This is a genomic window from Streptomyces armeniacus, assembly GCF_003355155.1.
In the GTDB taxonomy this organism is placed as follows: Bacteria; Actinomycetota; Actinomycetes; order Streptomycetales; family Streptomycetaceae; genus Streptomyces; species Streptomyces armeniacus.
This window is the reverse complement of the sequence record NZ_CP031320.1, coordinates 2,347,643-2,366,523: the sequence shown is the minus strand read 5'-3', so window position 1 is coordinate 2,366,523 and position 18,881 is coordinate 2,347,643. Positions and strand designations below refer to the sequence as shown.

Sequence of the window (18,881 nt, the reverse complement as noted above, 5' to 3'; positions counted from 1 at the left end):
ACTCTCCCCGGCATCCGCTATGTCGCGATTGCTGAAGTGACGTATGGCGGGCGGCAATTCAGTCTTCCGTTCAACCAACACGTTGTCCAGAAGTTGCCAACAGCAGTGCCCGCCAGAGCAGTTGGAGCGGCCCGCAAGACCGGCGGCCGTGCTAGCCGCCCGTACGGGAGGACAGCTCGCCGAGCCGCCAGAAGAGCCGGTTGTCCAGACACTGCCGCAGATACGGCACGCCCTCCGTGTAGTCGGAGCCGGACGCCGGGCCGATCATGCGGGCGGCGAGGGCGTGGTGCGTCGCCTTCCAGCGCTGGTGGCTGTGTTCCACACGGTCGAGGGCCGCGTCGAGGGCGGACCACTGGCCGGGGGTGAACCGGCCGGACCGCCGCGCGGCCAGACAGCAGTCCGTGATCGTGTCCAGGCCGCCCGGGCCGGAGGCGTACGACTCGACCGAGGGCACGCTCGTGAAGGCCGGCGAGCGCAGCCGGGCCGGCTCCGGCCCTGCCGCACAGCCACTCGAACAGCTTGTACCGCTCGGACTGGATCGCGCTGGCCCCCTCCGTGTACTCCCGGAACGTACGGAACGCCGGCACGTCCATCGTCGCCAGCAGGCTGAACAGCAGTGCGGCGCGGTCGAGCTGGCGGGCGGCGCCGTCGAGGCGCGCGGCGGTGGCGTACGGCCGCCCGCCCGCGAGGAGGTCGCGGGCCTCGCGTGCGGGGCGTACGAGGGCGCGGAAGACGGCCTCGTAGCTCTGGAGGACGCGCAGGAAGGGGTACTCGTCGTGCAGCACGTACACGGGCTGCATGCTGAGCTCGATGCGGCGGGCGGCGTCCGGGGCGAGGGGGTGCGGCCCGTCCCTCTGTTCCGGGTCCGGGTGCGCACTGAGCAGCCGCTCGAAGTACCGGTAGCGCTTCCGCCGCACCGCCTCGTACGGACGCGCCTCCGGCAGCGTCGCGGTCGCCTCGCGCGCCGCGCGCCGCTCGTACCGGAACGCGTCGGCGACGAGCCCGCCCACCAGCTCGCCCGTGGTCAGCCGTACGGCCAGCGCGGGCTCCGTCAGCTCCTCCAGCAGCGGCAGGCACAGATAGCTGCGGTAGCTGTAGCGCCCGTCCCGCTTGTCGAGGGGTCTGGATCTCCCGGAGTACGGCCTCGTACGGGAACTCCCGCGGCCCGGGAGCTCCGCACCAGGCGTTCACCGCTGCGGTCGCGGTGCCGTCCGGCGTGCTCACGCGCTTCATCCGTCCCAGAGTGCGCACGGCACCGCATGTCACGCCCGTCGGCGGAGGCAATCGGGCGGCAGCCGTACCGCACGCGCGGCCGGGTTCCGCACGCACCGCCCGTGCCGTGCTGCACTGGACAGATGAGTGCTCAGACGACGGAAACCGGCCGCCCGGACGACGACCGGCCGCTCATCGTCTTCGGGAACTTCGTGTCCGACGTCGTGTGCGGACGCGCCGCCGGCCCGCTCAACCTGCACGGCATGGTGCAGTCCTCGCGCAAGGTCTGGCTGACGGGGCCGGGCGACCTGCTGCTCACCCAGTACCCGGTCGGTGTCGATTTCCGGCGGTACGCGTGCCGCCTGCTCGGCCACGACCCGTTCTCCGTCACGGTGGTCGACGCGGCGCCCGACCCCACCCTTCCGCTGGCGGAGGCGCTGCGGCGCACCGGGCTGATGCACCACGTGCAGAGCTGGCTGGCAGGGCGCCGCGGCGTACGGCTGCTGCCGGTGGTGCTGGACCGCCCCACCGTCCACTTCGCGGCCTCCCTGGGGGTGTCGCTGTGCGGGTACGAGCGGACGGGCGTGCCGGACAGCGCACTGGACGCCGTGGACCGGCTGAACACGAAAAGCGGCTTCCGCACGGTGGCACGCCGGCTCGGCATCCGCGTACCCGAGGGATGCCACTGCCAGGACGGCACGGAGCTGGTCAGCGCCGTACGGGAGCTGCTCGGGCGGCACCGGGAGGTGCTGGTCAAGCCGGTACGGGCGGCGGGCGGGCACGGCGTACGCCCCCTCACGCGGGCGGACCTGCCGGAGCTCGCCGCCAGGCTCGCCGCGCACCGCAGGGGGGCCGGTCCGCAGCCCGAGGGGTGGGTGGCGGAGGAGCACCTGGCCTTCGTACGGGACGTGAGCGCGCAGCTGGAGGTGGGCGACGCGGGCCCGGAGGTCGTCTACACCGGCGAGATGCGCACCCGTGACGGCGGCTACCACGGGCTGCTGTCCCCCCTCGCGGAGAGCGGCGACGGGGACGGCGTACGGGCGGCGCTGGAGCACGCGGGGCTGGCCCTGGGCGCGTACCTCGCGGAACGCGGCTACCGCGGCCGGTTCAACGTGGACGCCGGCGTCACCCGCGACGGCACGGTGTACGTGGTGGAGAGCAACGTTCGGCGTACGGCGGCGACGGCGCGGCACGCGCTCGTACGGCGGCTGGCGGCGTCGCACGGGCACGGGGAGCGCGCCTGGCTGGCGGACGCCGCGCCGGGCGGCGCGGTGGCGCGGGGCTCCCGCGGCTCCGTCAACGCCGTACACGGGCTGCTACAGGACGCGGGCCTGGCCTACTCCCACGAGAGCGGCGAGGGCGTCGTAATCGCCACAGAGGCCACTCGCGGCTCCGGCTGGAGCTACGTGGTGATCGGCGCCGACCGCGCGCGGGCGGAGTCGACCGAACGCACCCTCCGCACCCTGCTCGGCGCGGACACCACGGCACGCGCCTGAGCCGCCGGATGCTGTGCACGCCGCCGGCCCCGGCCGCGGCCGGCCCTCAGTCCGTACGTCCCCGCAGCCGCCGGTACCGCGCCACGAGCGCCGTCGTCGACGCGTCGAGCCCGGCCACGGCCGCGCCCTCGGTCAGCGCGGGCTCGACGCGCTTCGCGAGCACCTTGCCGAGCTCCACGCCCCACTGGTCGAAGCTGTCGATGTCCCAGACGGCGCCCTGCACGAACACCTTGTGCTCGTACAGCGCGATCAGCTGCCCCAGCACGGACGGGGAGAGCTCCGCCGCGAGCACGGTCGTCGTGGGGTGGTTGCCGTCGAAGGTGCGGTGCGGCACCTGCTCCTCCGCGACGCCCTCAGCCCGTACCTCCTCGGCGGTCTTGCCGAAGGCCAGGGCCTGGCCCTGCGCGAAGAGGTTGGCCATGAGCAGGTCATGCTGGGCGGCGAGTTCGGGCCCGAGCTCGTCGACGGGGCGGGCGAAGCCGATCAGGTCGGCGGGGATCATCCGGGTGCCCTGGTGGAGCAGTTGGTAGTACGCGTGCTGCCCGTTGGTGCCGGGCGTGCCCCAGACGACGGGCCCCGTCTGCCAGGCGACGGGGCGCCCGGCACGGTCCACGGACTTGCCGTTGGACTCCATGTCCAACTGCTGGAGGTACGCGGTGAACTTGGAGAGGTAGTGCGAGTACGGCAGCACGGCGTGCGACTGCGCGTCGAAGAAGCCGCCGTACCACACGCCCAGCAGGCCCAGCAGCAGCGGCGCGTTGGCCTCGGGCGGCGCCGTACGGAAGTGCTCGTCGACCAGGTGGAATCCGTCGAGGAGTTCACGGAACCGGTCGGGACCGATCGCGATCATCAGCGAGAGGCCGATGGCGGAGTCGAACGAGTAGCGCCCGCCGACCCAGTCCCAGAACTCGAACATGTTGGCCGTGTCGATGCCGAACTTCGCGACCTCCGGCCCGTTCGTCGACAGCGCGACGAAGTGCCGGGCGACGGCCGAGTCGTCCGCCGGTGCGTCACCGTCGCCCAGCGCGTCCAGCAGCCAGTTCTTCGCGGACGTCGCGTTGGTGATCGTCTCGATCGTCGTGAAGGTCTTGGAGGCGACGATGAACAGCGTCTCGGCCGCGTCCAGCCCGTGCAGCGCCTCGTGCAGGTCGGCGCCGTCCACGTTGGAGACGAAACGGAAGTCCATGTCCCGCCGCGCGTACGGGCGCAGCGCCTCGTACGCCATCGCCGGACCGAGGTCGGAGCCGCCGATGCCGATGTTGACGACCGTACGGATGCGCGCGCCCGTGTGCCCGGTCCAGCCGCCGTCCCGCACCTGCGCGGCGAAGTCGCTCATGCGGTCCAGCACGGCGTGCACACCGGGGACGACGTTCTCGCCGTCGACCTCGATCACCGCGTCACGCGGCGCGCGCAGCGCGGTGTGCAGGACGGCGCGCCGCTCGGTGACGTTGATCTTGTCGCCGCGGAACATCGCGTCCCGCAGCCCGGCCACGTCGGCGGCCTCCGCCAGCTGCCGCAGCAGGGCGAGCGTCTCGTCGTTGACGAGGTGCTTGGAGTAGTCGAGATGCAGATCGCCGACCTGGACGCCGTACCGCTCGGCGCGCCGCGCGTCGGCGTCGAACAGCTCGCGCAGCCGCACCTCCCCCAGCCGTTCGCGGTGCCTGGCCAGCGCCTGCCACTCGGGCATGCGGTCGAGCGGCGTGCGCTCCGCGGTCCCGCCGGCTGCGTCCGCTCCGTCAGCGTTCTTCTGCACAGTCAAGCCGTTCTTCTCGTACGTGACACCAGCGCCGTCCAACCTAACCGCTCGACGGCCTGGCCGCGCGCCACGTCAGCGGCGTACGGCCAGGCCGTCGTCGGATGTTCAGCCGGATGTTCAACTGCCGGTCGGAGCAGCGGGTCAGAGCAGCCGGTGCCGGGCGGCCCATACGGGCAGCCGGTCAGATCTCGCCCCGGAGCTTGGCGAGTGCCTCCGCGAGGATCGCCTCCCCGTCGGCGTCACTGCGCCGCTCCCGCACGTATGCGAGGTGCGTTTTGTACGGTTCCGTACGCGGCGGGTCCGGCGGGTTCTCCCGGTCCTTCCCGGCCGGGAAGCCGCAGCGGGGACAGTCCCAGGTCTCGGGGATCTGCGCGTCGCCGGCAAAGCTCGGCTGGGTCTCGTGCCCGTTCGAGCACCAGAAGGAGATGCGCAGACGCGGCGCTGACTCGCCTCGCTCCGCTTCTCCCATCGGCCCCGCTCCGACCCGGCTTCCCCGGATCGCGTTGCCACTTGCCACGGTCGTAACTCCCTGCCTCACGGTGCTGCGGAGCATCAACGAGCGGCTCCGCTGCGGGCGCCCTAGTGTACGTAGGGCCCAACGCACGTCCAGTGACCGGAGTTACTGCGTCGGCCACGAACGCGAGCCCATGATAGGCCGCGCACGGTGGCCAGTCAGCTGTCGAACTTCATCAGCAGACCGAGCACGACGATGACGGCGAACCAGACGATCGCGACGATGACCGTGATCCGGTCGAGGTTGCGCTCGGCGACCGAGGAGCCGCCGACGGAGGACTGCATGCCGCCGCCGAACATGTCGGAGAGGCCGCCGCCCTTCCCCTTGTGCATCAGCACCAGCATCATCAGCAGGGCGCTGAGGACGATGAGGGCGATGGAGAACCCCAATTCCACGGCTGGACCAACTCTCTCGGACTGTCAGCGGACACTTACGGTATGCGGGGGCCGGACGGCGAGTCCGGCCCCCGACAGGGTACGACGAGTGCTCACCCGTCGTCACTCGCTCCCGTGCGGGCTTTACTGATCACGGAACCGGACAATCTTCACAAACTCATCCGCGTCCAGCGCGGCGCCGCCCACCAGGGCGCCGTCCACGTCGGCCTGCGACATGATCGCGGCGACGTTCCCGGACTTCACCGAGCCGCCGTACTGGATGCGTACGCCGTCGGCCAGCTCCTGGTCGTACAGCTCCGCGAGGCGGCGCCGGATCGCGTGGCACACCTCCTGCGCGTCCTCAGGGGTGGCGACCTCACCGGTGCCGATGGCCCACACCGGCTCGTACGCGATCACGATCGTCGCGGCCTGCTCGGCGTCCACGCCGTCCAGCGCGCCGTCGAGCTGGGCGAGCGTGTGCGCGACGTGCTCGCCCGCCTTGCGTACGTCCAGGCCCTCGCCGACGCACAGGATCGGCGTCAGATCGTTCCGGAAGGCGGCCTTCACCTTGGCGTTGCAGACGGCCTCGTCCTCGCCGTGGTACTGCCGCCGCTCGGAGTGACCGACCGTGACGTACGTGCACTTCAGCTTGGACAGCATCGGGCCGGAGATCTCTCCGGTGTAGGCGCCGGAGTCGTGCGCCGAGATGTCCTGCGCGCCGTACCGGATCTTCAGCTTGTCGCCGTCGACCAGGGTCTGCACGGAGCGCAGGTCGGTGAACGGCGGAAGCACGGCGACCTCGACGGCCTCGTGGTCCTTGTCGGCCAGCGCGAAGGCCAGCTTCTGCACGTGGGCGATGGCCTCGAGGTGGTTGAGGTTCATCTTCCAGTTGCCCGCCATCAGGGGCGTGCGGCTGCTCATCGGGGTCAGTCCTCCAGTGCGGCGAGGCCGGGGAGCGTCTTGCCCTCGAGGTATTCGAGGCTGGCGCCGCCACCGGTCGAGATATGGCCGAATGCGTTCTCGTCGAAGCCCAGCAGCCGTACGGCGGCCGCGCTGTCACCGCCGCCGACGACGGTGAAGGCGGCCTCCCCCGCGGGCGTACGGGCGTCCAGCAGGCCCTGGGCGACGGCGCGGGTGCCGTCGGCGTAGTCGGGGTGCTCGAAGACGCCCATCGGGCCGTTCCAGAAGACGGTGGCCGCGTCGGCGAGCTTCGCGGCGTACAGCTCGCAGCTCTCCGGGCCGATGTCCAGGCCCATCAGGCCGGCGGGGATCGCGTCCGCGGCGACTGTGCGGGGCGCCGTCGGCGCCTTGGCCTTGAGGTCGGGGAACTCGGCCGCGGCGACCACGTCCACCGGCAGGACGAACTCCACACCGCGCTCCTCGGCCCGCTTGAGATAGCCGCGCACCGCCGGGATCTGGTCCTCCTGCAGCAGCGACGAGCCGACCTCGTGCCCCTGCGCCTTCAGGAAGGTGTACGCCATGCCGCCGCCGATGAGGATGCGGTCGGCCCGCTCCAGCAGGTGGTCGATGACGCCGAGCTTGTCGGAGACCTTCGCGCCGCCGAGCACGACCGCGTACGGGCGGCTGACGTCCTCGGTCAGCCGCTTCAGCACGTCGACCTCGGTGGCGATGAGGCCGCCCGCGGCGTGCGGGAGCCGGGCCGGCAGGTCGTACACGGAGGCGTGCTTGCGGTGCACCGCGCCGAAGCCGTCGCCCACGTACAGGTCGGCGAGGGCGGCCAACTCGTCGGCGAAGGCGCCGCGTTCGGCGTCGTCCTTGCTGGTCTCGCCGGGGTTGAAGCGGAGGTTCTCCAGCAGCGTGACCCCGCCGTCGGCCAGAGCGCCGACGGTGGCCTTCGCGCTGTCCCCCACCGTGTCGGTGGCGAAGCCGACCTCGCCGCGCACGGAGTCGGCGAGCAGCTCGCCCAGCCGGCGGGCGACCGGGGCGAGCGAGAACTGCGGGTCGGGGGCGCCCTTCGGGCGGCCCAGGTGCGAGGCCACGATGACGCGGGCACCGGCCTCGGCAAGCTTGCGGATGGTGGGGACGGCGGCGCGGATACGGCCGTCGTCGGTGATGGTGCTGCCGTCGAGCGGAACGTTCAGATCGGCGCGGACGAACACCCGCTGTCCGGCGACCTGTAGCTCATCGATCGTCTTCATGCTTGGTGGGCTCCTAGCGTCTGGCTCTGGCTCTGCACGGGCCAGGGCTCGCGGAGCGCGTCATTGCGCTCCACGAGCCCTGGCCCGGTCGCATGTCGGTACTGCGATCGCGGAGCGATCAGCGTCAGAGCCGGCCGCCGACGAAGACCGTGAGGTCGACGAGGCGGTGGGAGTAGCCCCACTCGTTGTCGTACCAGCCGACGATCTTGACCTGGTTGCCCTGGGCCATCGTCAGGGACGAGTCGAAGGTGCACGACGCGGGCCAGTTGACGATGTCCGAGGAGACGATCGGGTCCTCGGTGTACTCCAGGTACCCCTTGAGCTGGCCCTCGGCGGCCTTCTGGAACGCGGTGTTGACCTCGTCCCGGGAGACCTCGCGGTCCAGCTCGATCACCAGGTCCGTCACCGAGCCGGTCGGCACGGGCACGCGCATGGCGATGCCGTCCAGCTTGCCCTTGAGCTGCGGCAGCACCAGGGCGGTGGCCTTCGCGGCGCCCGTCGAGGTCGGGATGATGTTCTCGGCGGCGGCGCGGGCACGGCGCAGGTCCTTGTGCGGGAAGTCAAGGATGCGCTGGTCGTTCGTGTACGCGTGGACGGTCGTCATCATGCCCTTGACGATGCCGAAGTTCTCGTCGACGACCTTGGCCATCGGCGCCACGCAGTTGGTCGTGCAGGACGCGTTGGAGATCACGTGGTGGTTCGCGGCGTCGTACTTGTCCTGGTTGACGCCCATCACGACGGTGATGTCCTCATCCTTGGCCGGAGCCGAGATGAGGACCTTCTTGGCGCCCGCGGCGAGGTGCTTCGCCGCGTCCTCGCGCTTGGTGAAGATGCCGGTGGACTCGATGACGATGTCGGCGCCGAGGTCACCCCACGGCAGCTGCGCCGGGTCGCGCTCCGCCATGGTCTTGAACGTCTGGTTGCCCACCGTGATCGTGTCTTCGGTGTGGCTGACGGGCTGCTTGAGGCGGCCGAGGATGCTGTCGTACTTCAGCAGGTGGACCAGGGTCGCGTTGTCTGTCAGGTCGTTGACACCGACGATCTCGATATCCGCTCCCTGCTCCAGGAGTGCGCGGAAGTAATTCCGACCGATGCGGCCAAAGCCATTGATGCCTACGCGGATCGTCACGAACCGATCTCCTCGTTGGTGCGCCGGCGCGGACACCGGCGATGCTGTATGGGATGTCCCCGACCGCTTCCGACCCTACCGCGCCGGGCGGTACGAACCGAACGCGGCGGTGTGGGCAGTCGCGGATTCCGCCGGACCCGGTCCACCGTGCGGCGCGGGAAGTCGCGATCTTTCCCCCGCCGCGACGGCGCGCACCCCGTGACCGGAGCCCGGCGGTGCCCCGACAGGCCCCGCCGCCGCGCAGCGCCCGAGGCCAGCCCCGCGCAGAGCGGCCCCAGGGCCGGCCAAGGGCGGGCACTCGCGGGGGGGGTGTCGGCCGCGGAAAAGGGGGGCGTCAGCCCACCATTTCCTCCGTGAGAGTCGCGTCCGTGCCGGGAATCCCCAGGTCCTGCGCCCGCTTGTCGGCCATCGCCAGCAGCCGCCGGATGCGCCCGGCGACGGCGTCCTTCGTCAGCGGCGGGTCCGCGAGCGCGCCCAGCTCCTCCAGCGAGGCCTGCTTGTGGTCCATGCGCAGCCGCCCCGCCGCCGCCAGGTGCTCCGGCACCTCCTCGCCGAGGATCTCCAGCGCCCGCTGCACCCGCGCGCCCGCGGCGACCGCGGCGCGTGCGGAACGGCGCAGGTTGGCGTCGTCGAAGTTCGCCAGCCGGTTGGCCGTGGCCCGCACCTCACGCCGCATGCGGCGCTCCTCCCAGGCGAGCACCGCCTCGTGCGCGCCGAGCCGGGTGAGGAGGGCGCCGATCGCGTCGCCGTCCCGTACGACGACCCGGTCCACGCCGCGTACCTCCCGCGCCTTCGCCGGGATCTGCAGCCGCCGTGCCGCGCCCACCAGCGCCAGCGCGGCCTCCGGGCCGGGGCAGGTGACCTCCAGCGAGGACGAGCGCCCCGGCTCCGTCAGCGAGCCGTGCGCCAGGAACGCGCCGCGCCAGGCCGCCTCGGCGTCGCAGGTGGCCCCCGAGACCACCTGCGGCGGCAGCCCGCGGATCGGCCGCCCGCGCGCGTCGACCAGTCCGGTCTGGCGCGCGAGCTGATCGCCGCCGGCCACCACCCGTACGACGTAACGGGAGCCGCGCCGGAGTCCGCCGGGCGCCATCACCACCAGGTCGGAGGCGTGGCCGAAGATCTCCAGGATGTCCTTGCGCAGCCTGCGGGCCGCGATCCCCGTGTCGAGCTCCGCCTCGATCACGATCCGCCCGCTCACCAGGTGGAGGCCGCCCGCGAACCGCAGGATCGACGAGACCTCCGACTTCCGGCAGCAGGTCCGGGTGACGGGGAGCCGGGAGATTTCATCCTTCACCGCTGCCGTCATCGCCATGGGCCGATCCTTCCATGCATCCGAAAAATACGGTCGTACGCGGCTGCCAGCAGCACCGGGTCGTGCCGGGTGCCACCTCCTCCGGGGGCTGCGGAGCCGGTGTCGGCTCCGCGGCTGCCGCAGGAGGTGGCGTCCACCGGTTCGGCCACGGGGGCCAGTTCGACTGCCGCCCCGAGCCGCTCTGCGGCCGCCCGGAGGCTTGCCTGGTCCGGTACAGCGGCCTGGTCGGCCAGCACCACGTCGAAGGCGAGTTTAGGGGCGTGTCGGGCCAAAACCTCCAAATGACGCTGCGGCGAAAATCCGTCCGTTTCCCCCGGCTGCGGTACGAGGTTGAGCGAGAGCACCCGCCGGGCGCGGGTCTCCTGCAGCGCGTCGAGCAGCTCGGGCACCAGCAGATGGGGGATCACGGACGAGAACCACGAGCCCGGCCCGACCACCACCCAGTCGGCGTCGAGCACGGCCTCCACGGCCTCCGGTACGGCAGGCGGGTCGTGCGGTACGAGCTGCACCCGCTGCACCTCGCCCGGGGTCAGGGCGACTGTGGCCTGGCCCCGTACGGTCGAGAGCGCGTCCGGAGCCGCCGGGTCGTGGCCGCGAACGCGGGCCTGGAGCTCCAGCGGCACGGCGGACATCGGCAGCACCCGGCCGTGCGCGCCGAGCAGCTTGCCCACCAGGTCGAGTGCCTGGACGTGGTCGCCGAGCTGCTCCCAGAGGGCGACGATCAGCAGGTTCCCGACGGCGTGCTCGTGCAGCTCGCCCTTGCTCACGAAGCGGTGCTGGATGACCTCCGCCCAGGTGCGGCCCCAGTCGTCGTCGCCGCACAGCGCCGCCAGCGCCTTGCGCAGGTCGCCCGGCGGCAGCACGCCCAGCTCGTCCCGCAGGCGCCCGCTGGAGCCGCCGTCGTCGGCGACCGTGACGACGGCGGTGAGGTCGCCGGTGATACGGCGCAGCGCGGTCAGCGAGGCGGACAGGCCCATGCCGCCGCCGAGGGCGACGACCTTGGGCTGCGCGCCGCGGCGCCGGGGCGGCCCGCCGCCGAGCGGCCGACGCAGCCGTATGGTCCTACGGGGCATTGCTCACGTCCCATCGGGCGTTCGTGCGTGGGGTGCGGGCGCCGCTCTCGGGCACCGTTGCGGGGCGCGGCCCGGGCTGCTCCCCCGGGCCGTCCTGCGGGCGTCGGTCACGGGCGCTACTCGCGCCCCATGTCGCGGTGCACCACGACGGTCTCCACGCCCTCGTCGGACAGGCGTCTCGCGAGCCGTTCGGACATGGCGACCGAACGGTGCTTGCCGCCGGTGCAGCCGACGGCGACGGTGACGTAGCGCTTGCCCTCGCGGCGGTACCCGGCGGCGATCAGCTGGAGCAGCTCCGCGTACCGGTCGAGGAACTCCTTGGCGCCGGGCTGGTTGAACACGTACCCGGCGACCTCCTCGTTCAGCCCGGTGAAGGGGCGGAGCTCGGGCACCCAGTGCGGGTTGGGCAGGAAGCGGCAGTCCACGACGAGATCGGCGTCAACCGGCAGCCCGTACTTGTACCCGAAAGACATCACCGTCGCCCGCAGCTCCGGCTCCTCGTCGCCCGCGAACTGGGCGTCGAGCTTCGCGCGCAGCTCGTGCACGTTCAGGCTGGAGGTGTCGATCACCAGGTCGGCGTCGCCGCGCAGCTCGCGCAGCAGGTCCCGCTCGGCCTCGATGCCGTCCACGATGCGGCCGTCGCCCTGCAGCGGGTGCGGGCGGCGTACGGACTCGAAGCGGCGGACGAGGGCCTCGTCGGACGCCTCCAGGAAGACGGTCCGCCGGGTGACCTCCTTGGCGTCCAGGTCCGTCAGGGACTGCTTGAGGTTGTCGAAGAAGCGGCGCCCGCGGACGTCCACGACCGCGGCGATACGGGCGACATTGCCCTGCGAGCGCGCGCCGAGGTCGACCATCGTCGGGATCAGCGCGGGCGGCAGGTTGTCCACGACGAACCAGCCCAGGTCCTCCAGGCACTTGGCGGCGGTGCTGCGGCCGGCCCCGGACATGCCCGAGATGATCACCAGCTCGGGCGTCTTCGCTTCCTCGGCTTCCGCGGGCTTCGCGGTGCTCACCTGTGCTCCGTCTCTGCGCTGTGCGTTGTCTGCGCTCATGGTGCTCGTCCCCCGTCGTGACCGGCTGCTCGTGACTGTCGTCTTACGTGCCTTCGTCTTCCACGATCTCACCCGTGGCGGTGTTCACCGCCGGGGCGGCCGGTGCCGTACGCGACAGCGCCGCCACGACCGACTCGGCGGTCTTCCGGCCCACGCCCGGCACCTCGCGGATCTCGTCGACGGTGGCAGCGCGGAGCCGTTTCAGCGAGCCGAAGTGCTTGATCAGCGCCTGCTTGCGGGTCTCGCCGAGACCGGGCACGGCGTCCAGCGGGCTGGCCTTCAGCGCCTTGCCGCGCTTGTTCCGCTGGTACGAGATCGCGAAGCGGTGCGCCTCGTCGCGGGCCCGCTGGAGCAGATACAGGCCCTCGCTCGTACGGGGCAGGACGACCGGGTCGTCCTCGTGCGGGAGCCAGACCTCCTCCAGCCGCTTGGCCAGCCCGCACACCGCCACGTCGTCCACGCCGAGCTCGTCCAGCGCCCGCTTGGCGGCCGCGACCTGCGGCTTGCCGCCGTCCACGACGAGGAGCTGCGGCGGGTACGCGAACTTCTTCGGCCTGCCGTCCTCGTCGCGGCCGTGCAGCTCGGCGGCGGGACCGGACGAGCCGGTGGGCGCGCCGTCGGCGTCGCCGTCGAGGCCGTTCTCGCCCTCGGGCCACTCGCCGGTCTTCTGCTTCTCCTGCAGATAGCGCCGGAAGCGGCGGCTGATGACCTCGTGCATGGCACGTACGTCGTCCTGTCCGGCGAAGGACTTGATCTGGAACCGGCGGTACTCACTCTTGCGTGCGAGGCCGTCCTCCAGGACCACCATCGACGCCACCACGTCGTCGCCCTGGAGATGCGAGATGTCGAAGCACTCGATGCGCAGCGGCGCGGTGTCCAGATCCAGCGCCTCGGCGATCTCCTCCAGGGCGCGGGAGCGGGTGGTCAGGTCGGAGGCGCGCTTGGTCTTGTGCAGGATGAGCGACTGCTGTGCGTTGCGCTGGACGGTCTCCATCAGGGCCCGCTTGTCGCCGCGCTGCGGGACGCGCAGGCTGACGCCCGCGCCGCGGCGCTCGGCGAGCCACTGCGCTATCGGCTCCACCGGCTCGGGCAGCGCGGGGACCAGCACCTCCTTGGGGACCGCGTCGCCCTGCTCCAGGCCGTAGAGCTGCTGGAGCGCGTGCTCGACGAGACCGGGCGTGCCGATCTCCTCGACCTTGTCGGTGACCCAGCCGCGCTGGCCGCGCACCCGTCCGCCGCGCACGTGGAAGATCTGTACGGCGGCCTCGAGTTCGTCCTCCGCCACGGCCATCAGGTCGGCGTCGGTGGCGTCGGCGAGGACGACGGCGTTCTTCTCCATCGCGCGGGTCAGCGCCTCGATGTCGTCGCGCAGCCGGGCGGCCTTCTCGTACTCCATCTCCTCGGCCGCCTCCTGCATCTGACGCTCGAGGCGGCGCAGGTACGTGCCCGTGCGCCCGGCCATGAAGTCGCAGAACTCCTCGGCCAGTTCGCGGTGCTCCTCCGGGCTGACGCGGCCGACGCAGGGCGCCGAGCACTTCCCGATGTAACCGAGCAGGCAGGGCCGCCCGATCTGCGCCGAGCGCTTGAACACGCCTGCCGAGCAGGTGCGTACGGGGAAGGCGCGCAGCATCAGGTCGACGGTCTCGCGGATCGCCCACGCGTGTGCGTACGGACCGAAATAGCGCACGCCCTTGCGCTTCGGCCCGCGCATCACCTGGACCCGCGGGAACTCCTCGTTCATGGTCACGGCGAGCGACGGATAGCTCTTGTCGTCGCGGTACTTGACGTTGAACCGCGGGTCGAACTCCTTGATCCAGGAGTACTCCAGCTGCAGCGCCTCGACCTCGGTGGCGACCACCGTCCAGTCGACGGAGGCGGCGGTGGTGACCATGCTGCGGGTGCGCGGGTGCAGATTCGCCAGGTCCTGGAAGTAGTTGGCGAGGCGTGAGCGCAGGCTTTTCGCCTTCCCGACGTAGATCACCCGGCGGTGCTCGTCGCGAAAGCGGTAGACCCCCGGGGAGTCGGGGATCTGTCCCGGCTTGGGTCGGTAACTGGAGGGGTCGGCCATGCGTCACACCCTACTTCCGCGCAGTGACAGCGACCGGTGTCCGGGGGTGGTGCCGGGGCGGTGAGAGCGGCGGTTGCGGGCCCTCTCACCGGGCGCCTCACGCCCGCCTCGCGCCCCGTCCCGCGCCCGCCTCGCGCCCCGTCCCGCGCTCGCCTCAGGTCCAGGCGACGCGCATCGCCGTCGTGGCCTCCAGCGGCGGCAGCCCGGCCTGCGCGGCCAGCACTCCGGCGCCCTCCGGGGAGCGGGTGTAGACGGGTTCGGCGCCGCTGACATGGCGGCGCCAGGCCGCGGCGTACGCGTCGACCCGGCGCCGGTTCTCGCCCAGTACGGCGGGCACGGCGTGGTGGACGACGGTGTTCCGCAGCCTGTTGCGGGTCGCGCGGCGCCCGGCCCACAGGCCCTGCCGGGTCAGCGCGTAGCGCGGCATCAGATAGCGCGGGTCGGCGACCGGCGAGACGGCCTCGTCGAACGCGGCCGCGAAGCACTCGGAGGCCGCCTCGGGCACGCCGTCCAGCCCGACGCGGTACGCGCCCGTCTCGTCCGGCGCCACCGACACCGCCTCCGCTCCGCGCGGCGTCAGCCCCGCCGCGTGCAGCCCGTCCGCGACCGCCCGCGCGACCGCCGTCAGCACCGGCTCGTCCGCCGCCGCGCGCAGTCTCCGCGCGCCCGCGGCGCCCCGCGCCACGGCGTACGCGGCCCAGCCGCCCAGCACGGCGGTCCCCGCCGCGAGCGGCGCGGCCCCGGCCGCAACGGGCGGCAGCGCGCAGACGAGCGCGCTGAACGCGCCCGCCCACGGGGAGGCGCCGCGCGGCACGGCGGGCGCGACGCCGTTCCGCGTGGGCACGGCGACGGGCGGTGCGGCCGGCGCCCCGTCCGGCGAAACGGCCACCGTCTGCCGCTGGCGGGGCACGGTGACGCGCACCGTGTGCACGAGCCGGTCCTCGTACGGGGTGCCGATCCGCCACAGCTCCCGCGCGGCGGCGCGGTCCTCCGCACGGTGCAGCATGAGCGCGTTGAAGCGGTCGAACTCGGCCTCGTGCGGCGGCCCGTACGGCGACAGCCCCGCGTGTACGTGTGCGACGCCGGAGATGATCTCGCCCGCGTCGGTGAGGCCGAGATAGCCGTCGTGTTTGCGTACGAAGCGCTCCCAGTCGCCGTTGCCCCTCGGGTGGCCGTCCGCCACGCACACCACCGACCACGTGTGCGCGGTCTTCTCCGGCCAGTCCGGGTCGAGCCGCAGGCCGCGGCCGCGGGTCTGTACGACGGCGGTGGCGGTGGTTGCCTCGGTCAGATCGACGAGGGTGTTGACGCAGCGCGCGTCCCAGCCCTCGCCGAGCATGCCGCGGGTGCCGATGAGGGCGCGGGTGCCGCCGGCCTCGAAGAAGCGAGTGGCGAGGGCGACCCAGCGGCGGCTGGTCCAGCTCCCGGTGATCTCGACGGAGGCCGCGGACGCGTGGTCCTCAGGGAGGCTGTCGGAGGCACCACCGTCGGAAGCGGCACCCTCCGGCAGCGGATCCAGCCGCAGGCCCGGCTCGGTCTCCGCCACGAACCGCGCGAACCGCCGCGCCGTACCGGGCGCCGCCGCCACCGTACGGCCGGTGACGAGCAGCGGGTCCAGCACTGCCGTACGCGGGTCCGCGGCCAGTTGGTCGAGCACCAGCCGCGCGGAGCCCGCCTCCTGGTCCAGTACGCCGTCGAGCGCGGCCGGGAGCGTGGCGGTGGCACGCTCGTGGTCGCACACGACGACCGCGCGCAACCGGTCGGCCAGCGTGCCGTGTTCGGCGGCGAGGATCTCCCGTACGGCGGTCGTTTTGGCCGCGCTGCGGGCCAGCACGCGGTCGACCGGCGAACGCCCGCCGCGTACGCCCCGGCCGGTGAGCCGGTACCCGACGGCGGGCAGCGCCGCCCGTACGGCCTCCAGCGCGGCCTCGTCGGCGGGCTCGGCGCTGGGCCGCAGACAGTGCCGGATCCAGTCGTCGAGCAGGCACACCCAGTCCGCCGCGGTGGGCGGCTGCCGGTGCTCCTCGCGGAGCCGTGCGCCGTCCGGGAGCGCGAGCAGGCCGTGGTGGTGGAAGCGGAGCGCGGCGCGGGCGGTGAGCGGGTGGTCGCGGGCGAAGCGGTGCCAGGGGACGGCCGGCCGGCCCTCTCCGGCCCCGCCGCCGCCCGCCGTGTCCGCCGTGTCCGCCGTGTCCGCCGTGCCCGCCGTGTCCGCCGCCGGACCCGCCGAATCCGCTGCCGTACGGCGGTGCACGACGCGTGCGTCGAGCCAGCCGAGGAAGGGGGTGGCGGCGAACGACGGGTCGAGCAGCCCGGTGGTGAGGGTGGCGAAGCGTTCGGCCTCGGCGGCGAGCCAGCCCGTCTCCTCGGCGGTGGGCGGGGTGAGCCAGGCCAGCTCGGCGTACGGGGCGAGCTGCCCTTCCCGTACGGCCGCGGGGATCGACGGGCCCTGCACCGCCGGGCCGAACAGCTCCTCCACGAGCGCGGCCTGCGCGGGGGTGAGCCGATCGGGCGGAGTGGCCGTGAGTCCGATCACGGTGGCGGCGGGCAGTTCGCGGAGCAGCTCGGCCAGCAGCTCGCCCCAGGTGTCCAGCAGGTGGTGGCACTCGTCGAGCAGCAGCGTGACCCGGCCCGCGGCGCGCAGCGCGGCGACCAGCTCGCGCCCCTGCGGGCGCAGCCGGTCCAGATGGCGGCGGGCCGGACGCGTACGGCGGGACGGCGACACCGGGCGGGACGACGCCGCCGGGCGGGACGACGCGCGGTCGCCGGAAGCGGCTCCGTACGGTGCTGCCCCGCCGCCCTCCTCGTCGACTTCCGCGTCCGGATCGAAGGAGGCGAGCGACTGGTACGTGAGCACCGTCACCGGGCGGTCCAGCGAGCGGTCCGTGCCCGCGGGCGCCGGTGCGGGCCGGAACCCGGCCCACTCCCGTACCCACTGGCCCTGGATCGCCGTGTTCGGCCCGAAGACCACCACCGGGTGCCCGAGCCTGCGCGCCGCCTCCAGCCCGGTCAGCGTCTTGCCGAGGCCGGGCGGCAGGACGACCCAGGCGCGCCGCCTGCCCTCCGCGAAGGCCGTCTCCAGCCCGGCCAGCGCCGCCTCCTGGTGCCGCCGCAGCGCCACCGGGGGCCGCGCCGCCGCGAATCCCGCCGTCCCCGTCTCCTCTGACGGGCCGGCGGGATCCGGGCCCCCGCCGGCCGCCACCGTGCCGCCCGTCACCAGCCGCGCTCGCGCCACTCCTGCAGGTGCGGCCGCTCCGCGCCGAGCGTGGTGTCGGCGCCGTGCCCGGGGTACACCCACGTCTCGTCCGGGAGCCGCGCGAACAGCTTGGCCTCGACGTCGTTCAGCAGGCTGGCGAACCGCTTCACGTCACCCCACGTGTTGCCGAGGCCGCCCGGGAACAGGCAGTCGCCGGTGAACAGGTGCGGGTGCCCGTGCGGGTCGTCGTAGACGAGCGCGATCGAGCCGGGGGTGTGCCCGACGAGGTGGCAGACGGTCAGCTCGGCCTGCCCGACCCGTACGGTGTCGCCGTCCTCCAGCGGCACGTCCGTCGGCACGGGGATGCCCTCGGCGTCGTAGCGCCCGGCGTACGTGCGCGCGTCCGTCGCCTGTACGACGGTGTCCAGCGCCTGCCAGTGGTCCTCGTGCCGGTGCGTGGTGACGACGGAGGCGATGCCGTCGTCACCGATGAGGCGCAGCAGGGTGTCCGGCTCGTTGGCGGCGTCGATCATCAACTGCTCACCGGTGGCTCTGCAGCGCAGCAGGTACGCGTTGTTGTCCATGGGGCCGACCGCGACCTTCGAGATCATCAGGTCGGCCAGCTCGTGCACGTCGGCGGGACCGCCGACCTTCACCACTCCGCGGTAAGCCATGGCGATACGTTAGCGGCTCCGGTGATCACCTCACAGCGGCGGGAGCGAGGGCAGCGGAGCAGAGGCGGAGAGACCGCTTCCGGTCGTACGTCCCGTGAGCCAGCCGGTCAGCGCGGCGGGTGTGCCGACGACCACCACCGGCTCTCCCGTACGCGCCCCGGTGCGCCAGCTGCGCCCGTCCTCCGCGCGCAGCTCGACGGCCTCGGTGAGGTCGGGGTGGCCGTCGAAGCGGCGGGCCATGTTGGCGGTCTCGCGGTCGACGAACCCGGCGGGGAGGTCGTCGATGGCGTAGCCGACGCCGAGGTCGACGTGGTGCAGCTCGACCTCGATCCAGCGGCGGAACGGGACGGACGCGGCGAGGTCCGTGACGCCGTTGCGCAGCTCGACGGTGCGCTGCCAGCTCTCGCCGGCCTCGTCGGCGAAGGCGGCGTCCAGCCGCGCGGCGCTGGCCCGCAGGTCCTCCAGGTGCTCCGCCGCGGTGTGCGGGGCGTCACGCTCGATGTCGGCGTCGCGGGATTCCCCGCTGACGTACATCGGCCGTCCGGAGAGTACGTTGATGAGAGCGTCCGCGTTGCGCGCGAGGTGGGCCAGCACGTGGCCCCGGGTCCAGCCGGGCAGGTGCGAGGGCGCGCGAACCGCGGCGTCGTCGAGCGCGTCCACGGCCGCCAGCAGGCGTTCCGTGGCATCGCGTACGGCGGTGGCGTCAGCGGCGGGGGATTCTGCGGCGGGGTTGTCGTGCGCAGGCGAAGTCATGATCCGAACGTACTCGGGTGACACCTTCGAGTGAAGGAAGCCCGGGTTCCCGGGGAAGCTCCATAAATCGAATACGCGTGCTATAGGCTCTGGCTTGCGGCATCCCGAACACATCG

Annotated in this window: 15 protein-coding genes; 1 reads left to right on the top strand and 14 read right to left on the bottom strand. The window is 72.8% G+C overall.

Annotation, left to right across the window (positions count from 1 at the left end):
• Window positions 1–151: 151 nt before the first annotated feature.
• Window positions 152–454, bottom strand: a complete 303-nt coding sequence (locus DVA86_RS10290) for a hypothetical protein (protein ID WP_208877586.1) — start codon at window positions 452–454, stop codon at window positions 152–154.
• A gap of 901 nt (window positions 455–1,355) precedes the next feature.
• Here DVA86_RS10290 and DVA86_RS10285 point away from each other — a divergent pair.
• Window positions 1,356–2,708 carry a preATP grasp domain-containing protein gene (locus DVA86_RS10285; RefSeq protein WP_208877584.1) on the top strand — a complete coding sequence of 451 codons (1,353 nt, stop codon included), beginning with the start codon at window positions 1,356–1,358 and terminating at the stop codon, window positions 2,706–2,708.
• 46 nt (window positions 2,709–2,754) lie between these two features.
• Here DVA86_RS10285 and pgi read toward each other — a convergent pair whose 3' ends face one another.
• The 13 genes from pgi to DVA86_RS10220 all read right to left on the bottom strand — a co-directional run bounded on the left by pgi (window position 2,755) and on the right by DVA86_RS10220 (window position 18,765).
• Window positions 2,755–4,395, bottom strand: a complete 1,641-nt coding sequence (pgi, locus tag DVA86_RS10280) for a glucose-6-phosphate isomerase (RefSeq protein ID WP_208884573.1) — start codon at window positions 4,393–4,395, stop codon at window positions 2,755–2,757.
• Between the two features lie 250 nt (window positions 4,396–4,645).
• A complete protein-coding gene (locus DVA86_RS10275; RefSeq protein ID WP_208877582.1) occupies window positions 4,646–4,981 on the bottom strand; it encodes an RNA polymerase-binding protein RbpA in 336 nt (111 codons plus the stop codon).
• Window positions 4,982–5,136: 155 nt separating this feature from the next.
• On the bottom strand, window positions 5,137–5,373 hold the full coding sequence (secG, locus tag DVA86_RS10270; protein ID WP_208877581.1) for a preprotein translocase subunit SecG: 237 nt from the start codon (window positions 5,371–5,373) through the stop codon (window positions 5,137–5,139).
• Between the two features lie 123 nt (window positions 5,374–5,496).
• The gene (tpiA, locus tag DVA86_RS10265; protein WP_208877579.1) at window positions 5,497–6,273 is read right to left on the bottom strand and encodes a triose-phosphate isomerase; all 777 of its coding nucleotides are present in this window, start codon (window positions 6,271–6,273) and stop codon (window positions 5,497–5,499) included.
• A gap of 5 nt (window positions 6,274–6,278) precedes the next feature.
• Window positions 6,279–7,511, bottom strand: a complete 1,233-nt coding sequence (locus DVA86_RS10260; RefSeq protein ID WP_208877578.1) for a phosphoglycerate kinase — start codon at window positions 7,509–7,511, stop codon at window positions 6,279–6,281.
• A gap of 124 nt (window positions 7,512–7,635) precedes the next feature.
• A complete protein-coding gene (gene gap, locus DVA86_RS10255) occupies window positions 7,636–8,640 on the bottom strand; it encodes a type I glyceraldehyde-3-phosphate dehydrogenase (RefSeq protein ID WP_208877576.1) in 1,005 nt (334 codons plus the stop codon).
• A 334-nt stretch (window positions 8,641–8,974) separates the two neighbouring features.
• Window positions 8,975–9,952: a DNA-binding protein WhiA gene (whiA, locus tag DVA86_RS10250; protein ID WP_208877574.1), complete on the bottom strand. Its 978-nt coding sequence runs from the start codon at window positions 9,950–9,952 to the stop codon at window positions 8,975–8,977.
• The gene (locus tag DVA86_RS10245; RefSeq protein ID WP_208877572.1) at window positions 9,943–11,025 is read right to left on the bottom strand and encodes a gluconeogenesis factor YvcK family protein; all 1,083 of its coding nucleotides are present in this window, start codon (window positions 11,023–11,025) and stop codon (window positions 9,943–9,945) included. Before DVA86_RS10245 ends, whiA begins: the two co-directional genes overlap by 10 nt.
• A 116-nt stretch (window positions 11,026–11,141) precedes the next feature.
• Window positions 11,142–12,077 carry an RNase adapter RapZ gene (gene rapZ / locus DVA86_RS10240; protein ID WP_208877570.1) on the bottom strand — a complete coding sequence of 312 codons (936 nt, stop codon included), beginning with the start codon at window positions 12,075–12,077 and terminating at the stop codon, window positions 11,142–11,144.
• Window positions 12,078–12,120: 43 nt separating this feature from the next.
• On the bottom strand, window positions 12,121–14,145 hold the full coding sequence (uvrC, locus tag DVA86_RS10235; protein ID WP_208877568.1) for an excinuclease ABC subunit UvrC: 2,025 nt from the start codon (window positions 14,143–14,145) through the stop codon (window positions 12,121–12,123).
• A gap of 154 nt (window positions 14,146–14,299) precedes the next feature.
• A complete protein-coding gene (locus tag DVA86_RS34955; protein WP_222623309.1) occupies window positions 14,300–17,377 on the bottom strand; it encodes a DEAD/DEAH box helicase family protein in 3,078 nt (1,025 codons plus the stop codon).
• Window positions 17,356–18,012 carry an MBL fold metallo-hydrolase gene (locus DVA86_RS10225; RefSeq protein WP_208877566.1) on the bottom strand — a complete coding sequence of 219 codons (657 nt, stop codon included), beginning with the start codon at window positions 18,010–18,012 and terminating at the stop codon, window positions 17,356–17,358. The genes DVA86_RS34955 and DVA86_RS10225 overlap by 22 nt, the downstream gene beginning before the upstream one ends.
• Window positions 18,013–18,042: 30 nt before the next feature.
• Window positions 18,043–18,765 (bottom strand): maleylpyruvate isomerase family mycothiol-dependent enzyme, encoded by a 723-nt coding sequence (locus DVA86_RS10220; protein WP_208877565.1) that lies wholly within the window; start codon window positions 18,763–18,765, stop codon window positions 18,043–18,045.
• Window positions 18,766–18,881: the final 116 nt, after the last annotated feature.

Coding starts and splice junctions, on each gene's coding strand:
- pgi (WP_208884573.1), bottom strand. CDS start 4,395: ATGCCCGAGTGGCAGGCGCTGGCCAGGCACCGCGAACGGCTGGGGGAG.
- DVA86_RS10260 (WP_208877578.1), bottom strand. CDS start 7,511: ATGAAGACGATCGATGAGCTACAGGTCGCCGGACAGCGGGTGTTCGTC.
- whiA (WP_208877574.1), bottom strand. CDS start 9,952: ATGGCGATGACGGCAGCGGTGAAGGATGAAATCTCCCGGCTCCCCGTC.
- rapZ (WP_208877570.1), bottom strand. CDS start 12,077: ATGAGCGCAGACAACGCACAGCGCAGAGACGGAGCACAGGTGAGCACC.
- tpiA (WP_208877579.1), bottom strand. CDS start 6,273: ATGAGCAGCCGCACGCCCCTGATGGCGGGCAACTGGAAGATGAACCTC.
- DVA86_RS10225 (WP_208877566.1), bottom strand. CDS start 18,012: ATGGCTTACCGCGGAGTGGTGAAGGTCGGCGGTCCCGCCGACGTGCAC.
- uvrC (WP_208877568.1), bottom strand. CDS start 14,145: ATGGCCGACCCCTCCAGTTACCGACCCAAGCCGGGACAGATCCCCGAC.
- DVA86_RS10245 (WP_208877572.1), bottom strand. CDS start 11,025: ATGCCCCGTAGGACCATACGGCTGCGTCGGCCGCTCGGCGGCGGGCCG.
- DVA86_RS10285 (WP_208877584.1), top strand. CDS start 1,356: ATGAGTGCTCAGACGACGGAAACCGGCCGCCCGGACGACGACCGGCCG.
- DVA86_RS10220 (WP_208877565.1), bottom strand. CDS start 18,765: ATGACTTCGCCTGCGCACGACAACCCCGCCGCAGAATCCCCCGCCGCT.